Below are 16,998 nucleotides of genomic sequence, written 5' to 3'. Positions count from 1 at the left end.
ATGCGCCGTGTCCACGACCCTGAAGAACAACCCCGACGACGAGAACGAGGTGCACGACCTCGACCGGTTCCAGGACGCGGGATCCTGCGTGGTCACGCCGGTCGCCTCGCTCCCGCCGGCCGCGGCGAACGCGCTGGTGCACGCGCTGGCCCAGGTCGTCCGCAACGGCCACGCCGCGGAGACGGCGCTGACCCCGGACGACGACGGCGTGGTCCGCGCCCAGTACTTCGAGGAGGGCCATGTGTACATGCTGGCCAAGCCCATGGACGGCTACTCCGCCAGCCGTTACTGTATGGACCTTTTCAACGTCGGTGAGCGGGGCGCCTGTTCACGCATGCATTACCACACCGGCGCCCGGATGGTCCGGCTGATCACCGGCGGGGACACCACCATCCACGTGTCCGCGCTCTCGCCGTTCCGCTACACCTTCGTCAACGGGGTGACCCCGTTCAAGCTGGAGGTGGAGAGCGACCCGATGCCCGGCAGCGACCGCACCCGGTACAGCTTCCGGGTGCCCGAGGCGTCGATCGTGGACATGCAGATCCCGCGCGGCACCTCGCACCAGTTCAACTCCTTCGGCGACAACGCCGTGATCGACACCATCCACCCGGAGGAGACGATCGAGGCCTTCCGGGAGAAGATGTCCGGCCTGCGCATGATGGCGCAGACGGTGTTCCTGTCGGACGCCTTCCCCGCGGTGGAGGAATGCGGCGGGAGCCCGCGCGGATGAGGGCGGTCGACTGGTACGGGCTGGGCGTCTTCGGCCTGCCGATGGCCTGCCGCGCCCTGGACGCCGGCTACCCGGTGCGCGCGGCCGCCGGGCGCGGCCGGACCGAGGAGTTCCTCCGGGCCGGCGGATCGGCGCCCGCGACGGCGGCGGGGGAGGCCCCGATCGTGGCGCTGTGCCTGCCGTCGGGCACCGAGGTCCTGGACGTCGTCGGGGAGGTGCGGGCCGCGTCCTGGGTGGTGGACCTCACCTCGCACGACCCGGTGTCGGCCAGGGAGGCGGCGCGGGTCCTCGGCGAGCGCGGGATCGGGTACGTCGACTGCCCGGTGTCGGGGAGCGTGGAACTGGCCCGGAACGGGGGGCTGACCTGTTACGCCGGCGCCCGGGAGGGGGAACTCCCGGCGGAGGTGGAGGAGTTCGTCCGCACCCTGTGCGGCAGCGTGTTCCTCACCGGCGGCCTCGGCCAGGGCCAGGCGATGAAGCTGGTCAACCAGGTCGTCCACATCGGCAACGTGCTGGTCCTCGGGGAGGGCTTCGGCCTGGCGGACCGGCTGGGCCTGGATCCCGGGACCGTGCTGGCGGCGCTCGGGGCGTCGTCCGGGTCGAGCCGGATGCTGGAACGATTCGGCAAGCAGATGCTGGAGGACCGGTACCCCCGGCAGTTCAGCGCCCGGCTGGCCCGCAAGGACATCACCAACGCGCTGCGGATGGCGCCCGGCCTGCCTGTCGCGGCCATGGTCGAGGAACGTCTGCGGGAGGTCGTCGACTCCGGGCACGGCGAGGAGAACTTCACCCGGCTGGCGAAACGGTCCTCGCCCTAGGCCGGCGGCCCGCCGCGCCGCACGTCGGGGCGCCCGATCCGGTCTCGGGCGCCCCGTGCCCGGCGGGCGTTCACCCCTTCGGGGCGTTTCGGGTCGATCGTTGACCGGTTTCCCGCCTGTGTCGGCACTCTGTCCTGCGAGAGGCTGTCTTCAAGTGCCAGACGCATAGTCGGGGGAGTCATGACCGGGAGAAGAACGACCGCGTGCTCCACCGGGCCAACGGCACACATCCGGGCCCGATGTGATGGGGCGTCATGTTGACGCAGTAGTGTTGTCCTTGTCTGGACAGGTCTTCAACTAACCCTTATTAAGGGGCAGTTGAGGCCGCAGCGATCTTCGCGGCAAGGCCGTCCAGTCTCTGCCCGGATGGCGCAACTGGTAGACGCAACCGCCTTAAACGCGGGCCAGTGTGGGTTCGAATCCCACTCCGGGTACCGAGCCCGCCTCCCCGAGGCGGGCTGTGCCGTCAGCCCTCGTACACCGTCAGGACCGCGCCGTCGATCTCGATGCGGCGGCCTGCTCTCATGCCGTTGCGGCGGAGGGCGTCCAGGCACTCCTCGAACAGGACCAGCTCGCCGGGGTCCAGGATGGCCGCGGCCAGATCCAGGAGCTCGCCGACCGAGGCGTCGGTCAGCACCTCGGGCAGTTCCCCGGACAGCAGGACGACAGACTCGCCGTCGGGGCCCCGGACCACGGCCGTCGCCGGTCCGCCGTGCACGAACAACACATCTCCCCCTGAGAGCCCGTGGTCGTGCGGCTCTCGCGGCCCGGGCAGGACGAGACACTAGCCGGGGATCTTGACTCTTTCGTGCGGAGTTGGATTCTTTTTCCGACTTGACGGAAGTACGTCCGAGAGTGGTTCGAACGCCGGTCACTTCTCCTTGGCGGAACGGTCCAGCAGTGACTCGACCAGTGCCGTGACATGGCGGCGGTCGTCCGCCGACAGCTTCTGGACGCTCGCGATGAGCAGCGCGACCTCGGGGTCGGCGGAACCGGCGGCGCTGTTCGCGGCCGCGCCCGGCGAGGCGTCGTACACATGGATCCCGCAGGCCTCGGCGGCGGCGCGGCGCACCGTCTCCAGCGGGATGTCCAGCCCCTTGGCCAGCCCTTCCAGGGTCGCCGCCTGGGGCATGCGGACCACGCGCTCGGTGGTGGCCAGGTGGTGGACGGTGGACCGGGGGACGCCACCGCGGCGCGCCACGTCACCGTAGGACCAGCCCTTGCGGTCGAGGTGCTCACGGATCAACTGCTGCAGTGCGTTGGACACTGACCGTCACTTCCTGCTCGCCGCCGGCGGAATCCTCCATGCCGGGGCCGATTCTACGGTCGGGTCCGCAATCGGCCGAGAGGGTGATTCCACGAAGGGGTTGCGCGGCGCCCCTCCGGGCCCGTAGTGTCCAATCTCGTTGGACAGCTCGTCCGACCAGATTGGACAGAGTCCGGGGGGAACCTGACTCGGTCCGATCGGAAATGTCTATCCCTGAGGGGGAAACATCATGATGGACGCCCACGAGCTCGAGGCCGAGTCCGCGGAGCTGCTGCCGGGTCGCGAGGCCCTGGGCCGGCTGAAGTTCGGCTTCGGCAAGACGGTCAACGTCACCAAGCACGTCGCGAACATCGACGCCGCCAACCAGTCCGCCGCCCTGAACGACCACTCCGTGTGGTCGGTGGCCGACTCCGGCGCCGCCCAGAGCATCAACGTCGCCCAGTAGCACCGCCCTCGCACCCGATCTCTTCGCACACCACACGAAAGGACATCCGTCATGAGCATGGACATGAACGAGCTGGAGAACGAGTCCGCCGAGCTGCTGCCGGGCCGTGAGGCCCTCGGCCGCCTGAAGTTCAGCTTCGGCAAGACCGTCAACGTCACCAAGCACGTCGCGAACATCGACGCGTCGAACCAGTCGGCCGCGATCAACGACCACTCCGCCTGGTCGTCCGCCCAGTCGTCGGCCGCGCAGACGATCAGCGTCACCCAGTAGTTCCCTGGAGCGCCACCGCCGTCGCCCCGGCGGTGGCGCTCCCGGCTACCGGGGGGGGGAACACCATGGGGACTCTGGGGGGAGACCACATATGACGGTGCTCGGTGACGGGGCCGCCGCACTGTACGACACGGGCCCGGTGCCCGGACCCGGCGGCTGGCCGGTGACCTACGAGCAGGTGGCGACGGGCACCCTGCCGGTGGTCGACCCGCCGCCGCCGGTGCCGAGGCTGAGCGCCGGGCTGCGGCTGCACGGTGAGTACCAGGGGTCGGGTTTCACCGAGCCCAAGTACATCGCCCGTCGGGGGGACGGGCAGGTCGTGCAGCTGTCCAGGCTGCTGTACCTGGTGGCGTCGTCGGTCGACGGCGTCCGCGACACCGAGGCCATCGCCCACCGGGTCAGCGCCCGCTTCGGCCGTGAGGTCAGCGGGGAGAACATCCGCTTCCTCGTCGAGAAGAAGCTGGAACCGCTCGGGGTGACGGTCCCGGAGGGCCAGGAGGACGACGAGGTCGACGCGCCGCGCTCCGACCTGCTGCTCGCCCTCAAGGGCCACCGGGTCATCTTCGACGAGCGGCGCACGGCGAAGATCGCGCGCTCGCTGGCCTGGCTGCACCGGCCGCTGGTGGTCGCGCTGGTGCTGGCCTCGGTCGTGGCCATGGACGTCTGGCTGTTCGGGTTCTTCGGGGCGATCGAGCCCGTCCTGGAGGTGCTCGACCAGCCGGTCCTGATCCTCGTCGTGTTCGTGCTCACCGTGGCCTCCCTCGTCTTCCACGAGTTCGGCCACGCCTCGGCGTGCAGATACGGCGGAGCCCGCCCCGGCTGCATCGGGTGCGGGCTCTTCCTCATCTGGCCCTCGATGTACACCGACGTCACCGACGTCTACCGGATCGGGCGGGGCGGCCGGCTCCGCACCGACCTGGGCGGCGTCTACTTCAACATCGTCTTCATGCTGGCCATGGCCGGCGCCTACTTCGCGACCGGCGCGCAGTTCTTCCTGGCCACGGTCTACCTCGGGCACTTCGAGATCCTGGAGCAGCTGATGCCGGCCGTCCGGCTGGACGGCTACTACATCCTCGGCGACCTGGCCGGGGTCCCGGACCTCTACGGCAAGATCAAGCCGATCCTGCTGGGCCTGGTGCCGGGACCGAGGGGGGACAAGGCCCGCGAGGAGGTCGCCGGGCTGAAGAAGTCGGCCCGCACGATCGTCGCCACCTGGGTGCTGACGATGGTCCCGCTGATCATCGGCGAACTCGGGTACGCGCTGTGGAACCTGCCGCGGATCCTGACCACGATGACGCGCTCGCTGACCGAGCAGCTCATGGGCACCGGTTCGGCGTTCGTGGACGGGAAGATCGTCGAGGGGCTGGTCGGCTCCATCGGCAGCGTGATGCTGCTCTGCCCGATGGCCGGCGTCGTCTATCTGTCCGTGAAGATCGGCGGACGGATCTTCCGGGCCGCGAAGCGCTCCACCGACGGCCGGCCCGCGCTCCGGCTGGCGGTCTGCGCCCTGGCCCTGGCCGCGCTCACCGGGCTCAGCTACGCCTGGGTGTCCGGGGTGACGCCGAAGCCGCTGCCCAAGCAGCCGCCGATCGCCCCGATCCTGCAGCCGGGGGTGCCGACCGAGGAACCGCCGTCGCGGCAGGCCTCGACCCCGGACGCGCCGGCCGGATCCGGGGCTCCCGCGGACACCGTGCCGGGTGCGACGGGCACCCCGGCGGGCCCCGGCGCGGCGCCCTCGGCCGAGCAGACGTCGCGGGGCGCGTCCGCCTCGGCGTCGCCGTCCGCCTCGGTGTCGGGCGAACCCGCGCGGGGTGCCACGAAGACACCGGTGCCGACCGGCGGGGGATCCGCGACCGAGCCGGCGCCCTCGGCGTCCGCCGGGACGGGCGCGCCGGAACCCGAGCCGTCGCCCTCGCCGACCCCGAGCACCCAGGACTCCCCGTCCCCCAGCCCGTCCGTGCCGCCGACCAGTGAGCCGCCGAGTCCGGCCGCGTCCTGACGGGCGCCGCGGGTCGGGCCGCACCGAACCATCCATCGCAGCAGTACGGAAGCACAGGAGCAGTCCATGAGCAGTCACCGAAAACCACGCCCGGCCACGGGCCCGCTCACCCGGCGGGCCGTCCGCATCGGCCTGTTCGCGGCCGGGGTCGCCGGCGCGGCCACCGCCGTGCCCGCCCAGGCCGCGACCGCCGCCCCGGCGCACGCCGCGGTCGCCTCCGACTACGTCTTCAGCCACGCCGACCGCGGCCACCACACCCAGGCCCGGGACTCGTTCACGATCCGTCAGTTCGGCAAGGTCAACGCCGCCGGCGTACGCAACCAGGCCAACGCCGTCTCGGCCGGCTGTTCGGCGGACGACCACTGCCGTTCGGTCGCCCTCTCCTTCCAGATCGTCACGATCGCGGGCGAGCACACCCGGCTGAACGCCGTGAACCTCAGCGACGCCGCCAACAAGGAGTGCACCGGCTGCCAGACCCTGGCCGGCGCCTACCAGTTCGTCGTCTCCACGCCGAACGCGCTGCTCCTCGACGGCACCGCGCGCGGCAAGCTCGCCGACATCCACCGCCGGCTGGACGACCTGACCCGTTCCACGCTGCCCGCCACCGAACTGCGCTCGAAGGCCGACGGGCTCGCCGCCGAGGTCACCGCCGTGCTGCACGACGCGGTCGCCAGCGCCCCGAAGGGCGACCCGCAGTCCGACGTCACCATGCACCGCCACCTGGACGGCTGGCCGGGTCGCTGACCCCCGAACCGCCGTCCCGCGCACCGGCCGCCGGGCCCACGACCGCCTCCGGCGGGCCCGGCGGCCGGCCGCGCGCACACCGTTGACATCGGGTACCCGTGAGCGGAGACTCTGGGGCAACTGGTGAAATAAATTTCACTGGGCGAACAAGCTCGCCGGACAGATCGCGATCGCCGGACGATCAGAGCGACCACCCACGGAAGGGAACGACCGATGCGCACCACCGTCGGCATCATCGGAGCCGGGCCCGCCGGGCTCCTCCTCGCGCGGCTCCTGCACAACGCCGGCATCGACTCCGTCGTCCTGGAGAGCCGCGACCGCTCCTACGTCGAGCACCGCCAGCGCGCCGGAATCCTGGAGCAGGGCACCGTGGACGTGCTCCGCGCGGCCGGCGCCGGGGAGCGCATGGACCGCGAGGGGCTGCGCCACGACGGCATCGAGCTGCGCTTCGGGAAACAGCGCCACCGCGTCGACTTCCCCGGCCTCACCGGCGGCCGGTCCGTGATGGTCTACGCCCAGACCGAGGTCTGCAAGGACCTCATCGCCCTCCAGCTCAAGGAGGGCGGCCCGCTGCTCTTCGAGGCGGAGGCGCTGGAGGTCCTGGACGCGCAGAGCGCGCGGCCGCGGGTCCGGTTCCGGCACGAGGGCCGGGAGGAGGTCCTGGAGTGCGACTACGTCGTCGGCTGCGACGGCTTCTGGGGCGTCGCCCGCAAGGCGTTCCCCGAGTCCGTCTCCCGGGTCTTCGAGCGCACCTACCCCTACTCCTGGCTGGGCGTCCTCGCCGATGTCGCCCCCTCCCACGACGAGCTGGTCTACGCCCGCCACGACCGGGGCTTCGCCCTGCTGTCCATGCGCTCCCCGTCCGTCTCCCGCCTCTACCTCCAGGTGCCCGCGGGCACCGACGCCGAGGACTGGAGCGACGAGGCGATCTGGGACGAGCTGGACCGCCGCTTCGAGACCGACGACGACTGGCGCCTGGAGCGCGGCCCGATCACCCAGAAGTCGGTCACGCCCATGCGCTCCTACGTCCACGAGCCCATGCGGCACGGCCGGGTGTTCCTCGCCGGGGACGCCGCCCACATCGTCCCGCCGACCGGCGCCAAGGGGCTGAACCTCGCCGTCGGCGACGTCGTCACCCTCGCCCGCGCCCTCGCGCACGAGAAGGAGACGGGCTCCTCCGGGCTGCTGGAGAGCTACTCGGCGACCTGCCTGCGCCGGATCTGGCAGGCCGAGCGGTTCTCGTACGACATGACGACCCTGCTCCACACCGGGCCCGAGGACACCCCCTTCGACGCCCGCCTCCAGCTCGCCCGGCTCGGCCGGATCGCCTCCTCCCGGGCGGCCGAGACCGACCTGGCGGAGGCGTACACCGGGTTCCCGATGGAATGAAGCCCTCCCTGGCCGGGAATCAGGGCTCCGCGTAGCGTGTTGCGCAGCATTGCGAGGGAAAGATCCTCCCCAGGTACTAGGGTCAATCCTTTGCCAACCTATTACTCTTGACGCCAAGGCCGCGCACGGCGGCCATGGAGGAGTGAAATGAGGAGCAGCAACCCGGTCTTCTCGCGACGGGGGTTCAGCCGCGACAACGGCTACGCGGGCTTCAACACCGCGCCGCAGGCCGGGTACGCACAGGGCGGCAACCCCTACGCGCAGAACCCGTACGCGGACAACCCCTACGCCCAGCAGGACCTCCAGCAGGGTGCCCCGCCGCAGGCCCCGGCCACCACCGGCCGGATGACGATGGACGACGTCGTCCTGCGCTCGGCCATGACGCTGGGCACGGTCGCCGTCGGCGCGGCCCTCGCCTGGGCGCTGCTGCCGGTCTCGGCCACCAGCTACGGCCTGGCCTTCGGCGCCGCGATCATCGCGATGGTCCTCGCCCTGATCCAGAGCTTCAAGCGCACCCCGGTGCCCGCGCTGATCCTGGGATACGCCGCGTTCGAAGGCGTCTTCCTCGGCGTCATCAGCGAGATGTACAACAGCCAGTGGAGCGGCGCCCCGTTCCAGGCGGTGCTCGGCACCATGGCGGTCTCGGGCGCGACCCTGCTGGTCTACCGGGCCGGCTGGATCCGCGTCACCGCCCGCTACGCCCGCATCGGCATGGCCATCGCCATCGCCTTCGTGGTGGTCATGGCGGTCAACCTGCTGCTGGTCGCGTTCGGCGTCGCCGAGGACGGCGGCCTGCGCAGCTTCGGCCCGCTCGGCGCGATCGTCGGCATCATCGCGATCCTGCTCGGCGCGTTCTTCCTGACCCTCGACTTCAAGCAGATCGAGGACGGCATCGCCTACGGTGCCCCGAAGAACGAGGCCTGGCTGGCCGCGTTCGGCCTCACCATGACGCTGGTGTGGATCTACGTCGAGATGCTGCGCCTGGTGGCGATCTTCAGCAGCAGCGACTAGCTCCGCCGCGGGCTTCGGCGGACGGAGCCGGTACGAGCACCGAAGGGCCCCGGGGCACCGCCCGGGGCCCTTCGCCGTCTGCTGTGCGCGCCTAGAGAAGTTTGCGCGCGGCCCTCCTCAGGTCGTACTCGTGGATCAGCGCCTTCGCGTGGCCGTACGCGAGGTTGTGTTCGTGGCGGAGCCAGCTGACCTTTTCCTCGAAGCGGAAGAGGGACGGGCCTTCGTCTACGGTGCGCAACCAGTCGGCCACTTCACGACCGGTGCAGTGGGGGATGCGGGCGAGCATGTTGCGATGGGTCTCCTCGGAGAAGACTTGGGACATCGGCGCCTCCGGTGCGCAAAGGGGGTTGTAGCCGGTCCTTCACGTCACCGTGCCTGAGTGTTGGCGTGTTGGCAACAGTCGTGACAGGACGGCCGGTGGCACGCGTTACGCTCGCGGCGTGGTTGATACGACGCCTCTTACCCGTGCCGTGGAGCACTTCGCCGACAAGCTGAGGGCGGCACCGCAGAGCCGGCTGCAACGAGGGGCCGCCGCGGAGGCGCTGGCTCTGGCCAGGCAGCTGGCGAACTGGGCGCAGACGGTCGAGGAACCGGACGCCGACGCCCGCGAGATGCCGGACGCGGGGATGTTCGCGGTCGCCGACCAGATCACCGTCGCCGGGAACGACCTGGCGGTGGTGCTGGACAGCGACGCGCAGGTCGGCGACGCGGTGCGCCTGGTGGAGGAGGCGCAGAAGAGGGCGGGGGTGTGAGCCCCGGCGCCCCCGGGGTCACAGCGAGGCTATGACCCGGTCCGCCAGGATGTACACGTTCTCCTCGCCGCACGCGAACGTCAGCGTGTAGGCGCCCGAGACACCCGACCCGCCCAGCAGGTACGGCGTCTCACCGGCGCCCAGCGCGGCGGCGAGCCGCTCGGCGGTCTCCCGGTGCCCCGGCGTCATGCACAGGGTGGTGCCGTCGGCGAAGACGTAGACGTCCAGCGTGCCGAGCGGTCCCGGACGCACGTCGGAGAGCTCGACCTGCGACTCGGCCAGCTGCTCCAGCGTGGACACCGTGCGCTCGTGGTCGTTGACGACCGGGGACTGCACCGGCACGAAGTCCGGGTGCGAGGGGTGCCGGCGACGGGCCGCGGCCAGCTCCGGCGACTCGGCCGCACCGCCGGTGAACTCGTCGGTCTCCGCGGTCGCCTCGGCGACCGGCTCCAGACCCGCGAAGTCGCCCTGCCGGGGCAGGAACAGCTCACCGTCCGCCAGGCCCAGCAGCGAGGGCGTGTCGGAGACGTCACGCGACTCCTGCGCGGCCCAGAAGGCGCGCGCCTCGGCCAGCTCCCGCTCCCGCTCCTCGGCCAGCGCCTCGGCCACGGCGGCGCGTATCTCCTCCGCGTGGGCCGTGCGGGCGGCCGGCAGCAGCGCGCGCATGGTGGCGGCCTGGTTCTGGGCAAGCTGGGTGTGCAGCTCGGCGACCTGACGGCGCAGCTTCAGAACGGTGCGCAGGACAGCGACGCCCACGGCGCCGGTGGCGGCCGTGGTGAGCAGCAAGGCGATCGGCATGGCGCTCACTGACGTACTCCCGGTTCAAGGTCGACCCCCGACTTCCTACATCAGCTTGAAGGGTGGACTATCAAGCTGTCAGTGCGTAACGTCACGAACCGGACAGGACTTTGGCCCTTGGGTTTACTGGGACAGCTGCGCTGACCTGCGGTGATATGCCCACAGAGGGAGATAGGTCACATCCTGGGGGAGATTGGATCACAAATCGGCCCGGTGTTCGGAGTTTCCCCGAACACCGGGCCGTGGCGTCACGGTGGGTCCCGTGACGGTCACTCAGGGGTCAGCTCAGGCGCTCGATGACCATCGCCATGCCCTGGCCGCCGCCCACGCACATCGTCTCCAGGCCGAACTGCTTGTCGTGGAACTGGAGGGAGTTGATGAGCGTGCCGGTGATGCGGGCGCCGGTCATGCCGAAGGGGTGGCCGACGGCGATGGCGCCGCCGTTGACGTTCAGCTTCTCCAGCGGGATGCCGAGGTCGCGGTAGGAGGGGATCACCTGGGCGGCGAACGCCTCGTTGATCTCGACCAGGTCGATGTCGCCGACGGTCAGGCCGGCGCGGCCGAGGGCCTGCTTGCTCGCCTCCACCGGGCCGAGGCCCATGATCTCGGGGGAGAGGCCGGAGACGCCGGTCGACACGATCCGGGCGAGCGGGGTGAGGCCCAGCTCGCGGGCCTTGGTGTCGCTCATGACGACGACCGCGGCGGCGCCGTCGTTCAGCGGGCAGCAGTTGCCGGCGGTGACCAGGCCGTCGGGGCGGAAGACCGGCTTCAGGCCCGCGACGCCCTCCAGGGTGACGCCGGCGCGGGGGCCGTCGTCCTTGCTGACGACCGTGCCGTCGGGGAGGGTGACCGGGGTGATCTCGCGCTCCCAGAAGCCGTTCTTGACGGCTTCCTCGGCGAGGTTCTGGGAGCGGACGCCGAACTCGTCCATGTCCTGGCGGGTGACGCCCTTGACGCGGGCCAGGTTCTCGGCGGTCTGGCCCATCGCGATGTAGGGGTCGGGGAGCAGGCCGTCCTCGCGTGGGTCGTGCCAGATGGAGCCGGTCGACGCGGCGGTGGCGGCGGTCCGGGCCTGGGCCTCGGCGAAGAGCGGGTTGGTGGTGTCCGGGAGGCCGTCCGAGCTGCCCTTGGCGTAGCGGGAGACCATCTCGACACCGGCCGAGATGAAGACGTCGCCCTCGCCGGCCTTGATGGCGTGCAGGGCCATGCGGCTGGTCTGGAGCGAGGAGGAACAGTAGCGGGTGATCGTGCAGCCGGGCAGGTGGTCCATGCCCATCTGCACGGCGACGATCCGGCCGAGGTTGTAGCCCTGCTCGCCGCCGGGCAGGCCGCAGCCGAGCATCAGGTCGTCGATGTCCCGCGGGTCCAGCTCGGGGACCTTGGCGAGGGCGGCCTGGATGATCGTCGCGGTGAGGTCGTCGGGGCGCAGGTCCTTCAGAGAGCCCTTGACGGCGCGGCCGATCGGGGAACGGGCGGTCGAGACGATGACTGCTTCGGGCATCTCACGGCTCCATTGACGTCTGTACGGACTGGCAGGGGTGCTTGGGAAGTTACCCGTACGTATGTCATCGGTCACCCGGCTCGGGGTGTGACACTGACCGCACTTTCTAAGCGCTTGCTTGGCCGCCGAGGGGCGGATGGGCGGATGCCGGCTCGTCGTGGCCGGTCGCGCGGTTCCCCGCGGCCCTGCGGGAGGCGTCCGGCCCGGCCTCCTCGGCGGCGGGCGCCTCGACGCGGTGGCGCCGGCGGCGCTTGAGCAGGGCCCAGGGGCCGCGGGGGCCCGTGGGCATGGCCGCCGTGACCTCCGTGCCGGCCTCGGCCGCCGCCTCCGCCGCGGCCCGGGCCACCGGCAGGAAGCCCTCGCGGCGGGTGACGTCGGGGCGCTCCTCCTCCGTCGGCCAGAGGCCGAGGGCGGCGCAGACCGTCGGCAGTATGGCCATCGCCGCGGTCGCGTAGCCCTCCGCCGAGGGGTGGTAGTTGTCGGGGCCGAACAGCTCGCGCGGGTTCGCCTCGAACTCGGGGCCCAGCAGGTCGCCCAGCGACACCGTGCGGCCGCCCTGCTCCACCGTGCCGATCGTCTGGGCCGCCGCCAGCTGGCGGGACGCCCGCCGGGCCAGCCAGCGCAGGGGCTGGCGCACCGGCTCGATCGTGCCCAGGTCGGGACAGGTGCCGACCACGACCTCCGCGCCCGCCGTGCGCAGCCGCCGTACCGCCGCCGACAGATGGCGCACCGAGCGCGTCGGCGGCATGCGCCGGGTCACGTCGTTGGCGCCGATCATGATCACGCAGACGTCGGGGACGGGCGCGGCGGCGCCCAGGACCAGCGCCACCTGGCGGTCCAGGTCGTCGGACTGGGCGCCGGGCAGGGCCACGCTGCGCAGTTCGACCGGGCGCTCGGCGACCGCCGCGAGCCCGGACGCCAGCAGGGCGCCCGGCGTCTGGGCGGCCCGGTGCACCCCCTGTCCCGCGGCCGTGGAGTCGCCGAGCATCGCCAGCCGCACCGGCGGTTCACCAGGAGTGCCGTACCCCTCGCCGTAGCTGCCCTCGGCCGCCGGCACCCGGCCACCGCCGCCGTTGCCCACCCGCGTCCTGGCCATCCGCACCTCGGCCAGCACCAGTCCCACCGCGGCCGCGCCGACCAGTCCGATCCCGCCGCCGCCGTACGCCGCACCGGCCGCGATGCGCCGGGCCACCCGTGCCCTCGACATGCTCGTCATACGTCGCCGCCACCTCCTCGTTGCCGTACATCCACTCCTTGCCCCGTACAGACCGTCCGCCAATCTCAACGGGGAGTGAACCTCCGAGGTGCCCCGTAGGCTGGCGGGACCACCATGACCACTTCTTTTGCAAGCAAACCGGAGACAACGGTGCGATTCCACGACTCGATGATCAGTCTCGTCGGCAACACCCCGCTGGTGAGACTCAACAGCGTCACCCAGGGCATCTCGGCCACCGTCCTTGCCAAGGTCGAGTACTTCAACCCGGGCGGGTCCGTGAAGGACCGCATCGCGCTGCGGATGATCGAGGCCGCCGAGAAGAGCGGGGAACTGCTGCCGGGCGGCACCATCGTCGAGCCGACCAGCGGGAACACCGGCGTGGGACTGGCGATCGTGGCCCAGCAGAAGGGGTACAAGTGCATCTTCGTGTGCCCCGACAAGGTGAGCACCGACAAGATCAACGTGCTGCGGGCGTACGGCGCCGAGGTGGTCGTCTGTCCGACCGCCGTCGACCCGGAGCACCCGGACTCGTACTACAACGTCTCCGACCGGCTGGTCCGGGAGACCCCCGGGGCCTGGAAGCCGGACCAGTACTCCAACCCCAACAACCCCCTTTCGCACTATCACTCGACCGGCCCCGAGCTGTGGGAGCAGACCGAGGGGCGGATCACCCACTTCGTGGCCGGCGTGGGCACCGGCGGGACCATCTCCGGCACCGGCCGCTACCTGAAGGACGCCAGTGACGGGCGCGTCCAGGTGGTCGGCGCCGACCCGGAGGGCTCCGTGTACTCCGGCGGCTCCGGCCGGCCGTACCTCGTCGAGGGCGTCGGCGAGGACTTCTGGCCCACCGCCTACGACCGCACGGTCGCCGACGAGATCGTCGCCGTGTCGGACAAGGACTCCTTCCAGATGACCCGGCGCCTGGCCAAGGAGGAGGGGCTGCTGGTGGGCGGCTCCTGCGGGATGGCGGTCGTGGCCGCGCTGCGCGTCGCCGAGCGGCTCGGCCCGGACGACGTCGTGGTCGTGCTGCTGCCGGACAGCGGCCGCGGGTACCTGAGCAAGATCTTCAACGACGAGTGGATGGCCGACTACGGCTTCCTGGAGGACGAGGGCCCGAGCGCCCGCGTCGGCGACGTGCTCAGCGACAAGGCGGGCGGCTCCATCCCCTCCCTCGTCCACATGCACCCGGAGGAGACCGTCGGACAGGCCATCGAGGTGCTGCGCGAGTACGGCGTCTCGCAGATGCCCGTCGTCAAGCCGGGCGCCGGCCACCCGGACGTGATGGCCGCGGAGGTCGTCGGCTCGGTCGTCGAGCGGGAGCTGCTGGACGCGCTGTTCAGCAAGCGGGCCTCGCTGGAGGACCCGCTGGAGAAGCACATGTCCGCGCCGCTGCCGCAGGTCGGTTCCGGCGAGCCGGTCGGGGACCTGATGTCGGTGCTGGGCACGGCCGACGCGGCGATCGTCCTCGTCGAGGGCAAGCCGACGGGCGTGGTCAGCCGGCAGGACCTGCTGGCGTTTCTCGCCAAGGGCGGCAGGCAGTAGCGAACGTCCGGTGAACCGCCCGTGACGCCGGGGAACTTGCTGTTCCCCGGTCCGAGCGGTGGACTTCGCGGAAGTGGTACGAGCGCGTCACGTCCGCGCAGCACACGCTTAACACGGGTCCGGCAGATTAGTGGGTGTCGGCAGGGCGGGAGCGGCTCCCCGCCTCGGCCGGCACCGAACGTCCAAGGACCTCCGGAGCGGCTCCCGGACCTCCAAGGACGCCCGGACGTGAGACCTGGCCCTGACCCGGTTCATGTCCCTCGCGGGGACCGCCGTCGTCCCGCCCCCCGGTAACGGGGGTGCGGCGGTCCCCGCGCATTACTCCGTCCGGCCTCAGCCGGTCTTCGCCCAACTGCCCAGCAGGGCGAGGCGCTCCGCCGTCTCCGAGCCCGGTTCCGGGGTGTACGCCACGATCGTCTGGTCCGGGTCGGCCGGGACCGTCAGCGTCTCGTAGGGCAGCGTGAGCAGCCCCGCCACCGGGTGCCGGACGCGCTTGACGCCGTACGCGCACTGCGCGACCTCGTGGTCGGCCCACAGCCGCCGGAAGTCCGCGCTCCTGACGGAGAGTTCGCCGACCAGTGCGCTCAGCGCCGGGTCGTCGGGGTGGCGGCCGGCGCTGATCCGCAGGTTGGCGACGGCCTGGGCGGCGACGGCGGCCCAGTCGGGGTAGAAGTCCCCGGCCGCGGGGTCGAGGAAGACCATGCGCGGGATGTTGCGCCGCTCCGGGGTGAGCGCGCCGAAGCCGTTCACCGCGTCGGCGAGCGCGTTCCAGGCCAGCACGTCCATCCGGCGGCCCAGCACGAACGCCGCGGTCCGGTCCATGCCGTCCAGCAGCAGCTGCACACCGGGCCGGACCCGTGGGCCGGCCGGCCGCCGCGCGGACCTGCGCGGGCGGGCCACGGACCGCAGATGGGCGTGTTCGGTCTCGTCCAGGCGCAGCACGCGCGCGATGGCGTCGAGGACGGCGTCGGAGACACCCCCGGACTTCGTCCGGGAGGGGTCGCCGGGTCCCCGGCCCTGTTCCAGGCGGATGTAGTAGTCGACGCTCACCCCCGCCAGCTGTGCCACCTCCTCGCGGCGCAGCCCGGGCACCCGGCGCCGGCCGTACGAGGGCAGCCCCACCTCCTCGGGCCGGATGCGGGCACGGCGCGAACGCAGGAAGTCTCCGAGATCACCGTCCATGCGTTCGATCGTAGGTGAGCGGGCTGCCGCGAGCCTGGTACTGGCGGACCCAGGAAAAGCGCATCCCTGGGTAGGGCGCGCGAACCCGGCGACGGTGGTGACACGCCACCGGGACAGCCCCGGGGCACTGACCAGGGAGTACCTCATGTCGTACGACAACCTGTCCGGCCGTACCGCCGTCGTCACCGGAGCCGCCAGCGGGATCGGGGAGGCCGTGGCCGTGCGGCTCGCCGGGGAGGGCGCCCGGGTGGCGCTGCTCGCCCGGCGCGCGGACCGGCTGGAGTCGGTCGTGGCGAAGATCCGGGCGGACGGCGGCCAGGCCCTCGCCGTCGCCGCGGACGTCACCGACGAGGCGTCCGTGCGGGCCGCGGCGGACGCCGTGCACGCGGCCTACGGCACGGTCGACCTCGTCGTCAACAACGCCGGGGTGATGCTGCCCCACCCGGTCGAGGCGGGCCGCACCGACGAGTGGGAGCGGATGATCGACACCAATGTGACCGGTGTGCTGCGGGTGCTGCGGGCCTTCACCGGGGACCTGGTGGCGGCGGCCGGGCGCGGCGGCACCGCCGACCTCGTCAACGTGTCGTCCATCGGCGCGCACGTCGTCTTCCCCGGCTACGCGGTCTACGGCGCCACCAAGGCCGCCGTCACCCAGCTCTCGCAGGGGCTGCGCAGCGAGTTCGGGCCGCGGGACGTACGCGTCACCAACATCGAGCCGGGACTGACGCGGACCGAACTGGCCGACCACATCGGCTCGGAGGAGCTGCGGGGGCAGCTGGGCGGCATGCTGGAGGCGGTGGGCTCGCTGGCCGCCGCGGACATCGCCGACCTGGCGGCCTACGTGACCAGCCGGCCCCGGCACGTCAACCTCGGCCAGATCGTCGTGCTGCCGACCCGGCAGGCCTGAGCGGGGTCAGTCGGCGTCGCGGCCGGGGTGGCGGAACAGACCGGGGTTGAGCCGGACCGCCTGGGCCACGTTGACGCCGACGATGCCCACCCAGGTGACCAGCAGCCCCGGCAGGTGGGCGATGCCCCCGCCGATCGCCGACAGCGGGATCGCCAGCACCAGCGAGACGATCCCGAAGCCGAAGCGCTCGCCCCAGGAGTCGGTCCCCTTCGGCCCGCGGACCCCGCGGGCCGCCTGCATCCGCTGCTCCGCCAGCCCGCGGCGCAGCCGGCGTTCGACCGCGCCGTCGATGCGCTGGTCGATCCTCTCCAGGAAGGAGTCGACGAGTGCCGACTCGTACTCCGGCCCCAGCTCCGTGCGGGCGTGCAGGGTGGCGGCGAGGTCCTTCTTCAGATCGGTGTCACGCGCGTCCGTCATGGCGTTCACG

19 protein-coding genes and 1 tRNA gene are annotated in these 16,998 nt (G+C 71.7%); 12 read left to right on the top strand and 8 right to left on the bottom strand.

Annotated elements, in window-relative coordinates; genetic code table 11:
* Window positions 1-7 precede the first annotated feature (7 nt).
* The 3 genes from ACZ619_RS19640 to ACZ619_RS19630 all read left to right on the top strand — a co-directional run bounded on the left by ACZ619_RS19640 (window position 8) and on the right by ACZ619_RS19630 (window position 1,982).
* The gene (locus ACZ619_RS19640; RefSeq protein WP_469600248.1) at window positions 8-730 is read left to right on the top strand and encodes a hypothetical protein; all 723 of its coding nucleotides are present in this window, start codon (window positions 8-10) and stop codon (window positions 728-730) included.
* Window positions 727-1,548: an NAD(P)-dependent oxidoreductase gene (locus ACZ619_RS19635; RefSeq protein WP_469600246.1), complete on the top strand. Its 822-nt coding sequence runs from the start codon at window positions 727-729 to the stop codon at window positions 1,546-1,548. Before ACZ619_RS19640 ends, ACZ619_RS19635 begins: the two co-directional genes overlap by 4 nt.
* Before the next feature lie 360 nt (window positions 1,549-1,908).
* Window positions 1,909-1,982: transfer RNA gene (locus tag ACZ619_RS19630), tRNA-Leu, on the top strand.
* Between the two features lie 32 nt (window positions 1,983-2,014).
* On the opposite strand, the gene ACZ619_RS19625 is transcribed toward ACZ619_RS19630, so the two are convergent.
* Window positions 2,015-2,275, bottom strand: coding sequence for a hypothetical protein (locus tag ACZ619_RS19625; RefSeq protein ID WP_469600244.1), 261 nt, complete (start codon window positions 2,273-2,275; stop codon window positions 2,015-2,017).
* 144 nt (window positions 2,276-2,419) lie between these two features.
* The gene (locus ACZ619_RS19620) at window positions 2,420-2,815 is read right to left on the bottom strand and encodes a helix-turn-helix transcriptional regulator (protein ID WP_469600242.1); all 396 of its coding nucleotides are present in this window, start codon (window positions 2,813-2,815) and stop codon (window positions 2,420-2,422) included.
* A gap of 229 nt (window positions 2,816-3,044) precedes the next feature.
* Between ACZ619_RS19620 and ACZ619_RS19615 the strand changes: the two genes are divergently transcribed.
* The 6 genes from ACZ619_RS19615 to ACZ619_RS19590 all read left to right on the top strand — a co-directional run bounded on the left by ACZ619_RS19615 (window position 3,045) and on the right by ACZ619_RS19590 (window position 8,673).
* Window positions 3,045-3,260: a hypothetical protein gene (locus tag ACZ619_RS19615; RefSeq protein ID WP_469600241.1), complete on the top strand. Its 216-nt coding sequence runs from the start codon at window positions 3,045-3,047 to the stop codon at window positions 3,258-3,260.
* A gap of 51 nt (window positions 3,261-3,311) precedes the next feature.
* Complete coding sequence (locus ACZ619_RS19610; RefSeq protein WP_469600239.1) at window positions 3,312-3,530, top strand: hypothetical protein; 219 nt, start codon at window positions 3,312-3,314, stop codon at window positions 3,528-3,530.
* A 91-nt stretch (window positions 3,531-3,621) separates the two neighbouring features.
* Window positions 3,622-5,529: a zinc metalloprotease gene (locus tag ACZ619_RS19605; RefSeq protein WP_469600237.1), complete on the top strand. Its 1,908-nt coding sequence runs from the start codon at window positions 3,622-3,624 to the stop codon at window positions 5,527-5,529.
* A gap of 66 nt (window positions 5,530-5,595) precedes the next feature.
* Entirely contained in the window at window positions 5,596-6,273 is a 678-nt protein-coding gene (locus ACZ619_RS19600; RefSeq protein WP_469600235.1) for a hypothetical protein, read from the top strand.
* Between the two features lie 213 nt (window positions 6,274-6,486).
* Window positions 6,487-7,662 carry a 4-hydroxybenzoate 3-monooxygenase gene (locus ACZ619_RS19595; RefSeq protein WP_469600233.1) on the top strand — a complete coding sequence of 392 codons (1,176 nt, stop codon included), beginning with the start codon at window positions 6,487-6,489 and terminating at the stop codon, window positions 7,660-7,662.
* Between the two features lie 147 nt (window positions 7,663-7,809).
* Complete coding sequence (locus tag ACZ619_RS19590) at window positions 7,810-8,673, top strand: Bax inhibitor-1/YccA family protein (protein WP_469600231.1); 864 nt, start codon at window positions 7,810-7,812, stop codon at window positions 8,671-8,673.
* Window positions 8,674-8,764: 91 nt separating this feature from the next.
* Here the strand turns inward: ACZ619_RS19590 and ACZ619_RS19585 are convergent, their stop codons facing one another.
* Window positions 8,765-8,995 (bottom strand): DUF4287 domain-containing protein, encoded by a 231-nt coding sequence (locus ACZ619_RS19585; protein WP_469600229.1) that lies wholly within the window; start codon window positions 8,993-8,995, stop codon window positions 8,765-8,767.
* A gap of 118 nt (window positions 8,996-9,113) precedes the next feature.
* Here ACZ619_RS19585 and ACZ619_RS19580 point away from each other — a divergent pair, with 118 nt between their 5' ends.
* Entirely contained in the window at window positions 9,114-9,425 is a 312-nt protein-coding gene (locus tag ACZ619_RS19580; protein WP_469600227.1) for a hypothetical protein, read from the top strand.
* An 18-nt stretch (window positions 9,426-9,443) separates the two neighbouring features.
* Here the strand turns inward: ACZ619_RS19580 and ACZ619_RS19575 are convergent, their stop codons facing one another.
* From ACZ619_RS19575 to ACZ619_RS19565, 3 genes are all read right to left on the bottom strand, one after another.
* Window positions 9,444-10,232 carry a hypothetical protein gene (locus tag ACZ619_RS19575; RefSeq protein ID WP_469600225.1) on the bottom strand — a complete coding sequence of 263 codons (789 nt, stop codon included), beginning with the start codon at window positions 10,230-10,232 and terminating at the stop codon, window positions 9,444-9,446.
* A gap of 271 nt (window positions 10,233-10,503) precedes the next feature.
* Window positions 10,504-11,724, bottom strand: coding sequence for an acetyl-CoA C-acetyltransferase (locus ACZ619_RS19570; protein ID WP_469600223.1), 1,221 nt, complete (start codon window positions 11,722-11,724; stop codon window positions 10,504-10,506).
* Between the two features lie 106 nt (window positions 11,725-11,830).
* Window positions 11,831-12,940 (bottom strand): SGNH/GDSL hydrolase family protein, encoded by a 1,110-nt coding sequence (locus tag ACZ619_RS19565; RefSeq protein WP_469600221.1) that lies wholly within the window; start codon window positions 12,938-12,940, stop codon window positions 11,831-11,833.
* Between the two features lie 150 nt (window positions 12,941-13,090).
* Here ACZ619_RS19565 and ACZ619_RS19560 point away from each other — a divergent pair, with 150 nt between their 5' ends.
* Complete coding sequence (locus tag ACZ619_RS19560) at window positions 13,091-14,482, top strand: cystathionine beta-synthase (RefSeq protein ID WP_469600219.1); 1,392 nt, start codon at window positions 13,091-13,093, stop codon at window positions 14,480-14,482.
* Window positions 14,483-14,815: 333 nt separating this feature from the next.
* Here the strand turns inward: ACZ619_RS19560 and ACZ619_RS19555 are convergent, their stop codons facing one another.
* Complete coding sequence (locus ACZ619_RS19555) at window positions 14,816-15,664, bottom strand: helix-turn-helix transcriptional regulator (RefSeq protein WP_469600218.1); 849 nt, start codon at window positions 15,662-15,664, stop codon at window positions 14,816-14,818.
* Between the two features lie 145 nt (window positions 15,665-15,809).
* Here ACZ619_RS19555 and ACZ619_RS19550 point away from each other — a divergent pair, with 145 nt between their 5' ends.
* Entirely contained in the window at window positions 15,810-16,571 is a 762-nt protein-coding gene (locus ACZ619_RS19550) for an SDR family oxidoreductase (protein ID WP_469600216.1), read from the top strand.
* Between the two features lie 6 nt (window positions 16,572-16,577).
* Here ACZ619_RS19550 and ACZ619_RS19545 read toward each other — a convergent pair whose 3' ends face one another.
* Complete coding sequence (locus tag ACZ619_RS19545) at window positions 16,578-16,988, bottom strand: hypothetical protein (RefSeq protein ID WP_469600214.1); 411 nt, start codon at window positions 16,986-16,988, stop codon at window positions 16,578-16,580.
* Between the last annotated feature and the right edge of the window lie 10 nt (window positions 16,989-16,998).

The organism is Streptomyces sp. NPDC104367, from assembly GCF_055583825.1.
Note: the sequence above shows the minus strand (reverse complement) of the source record. Positions and strands in the feature narration are given on the sequence as shown.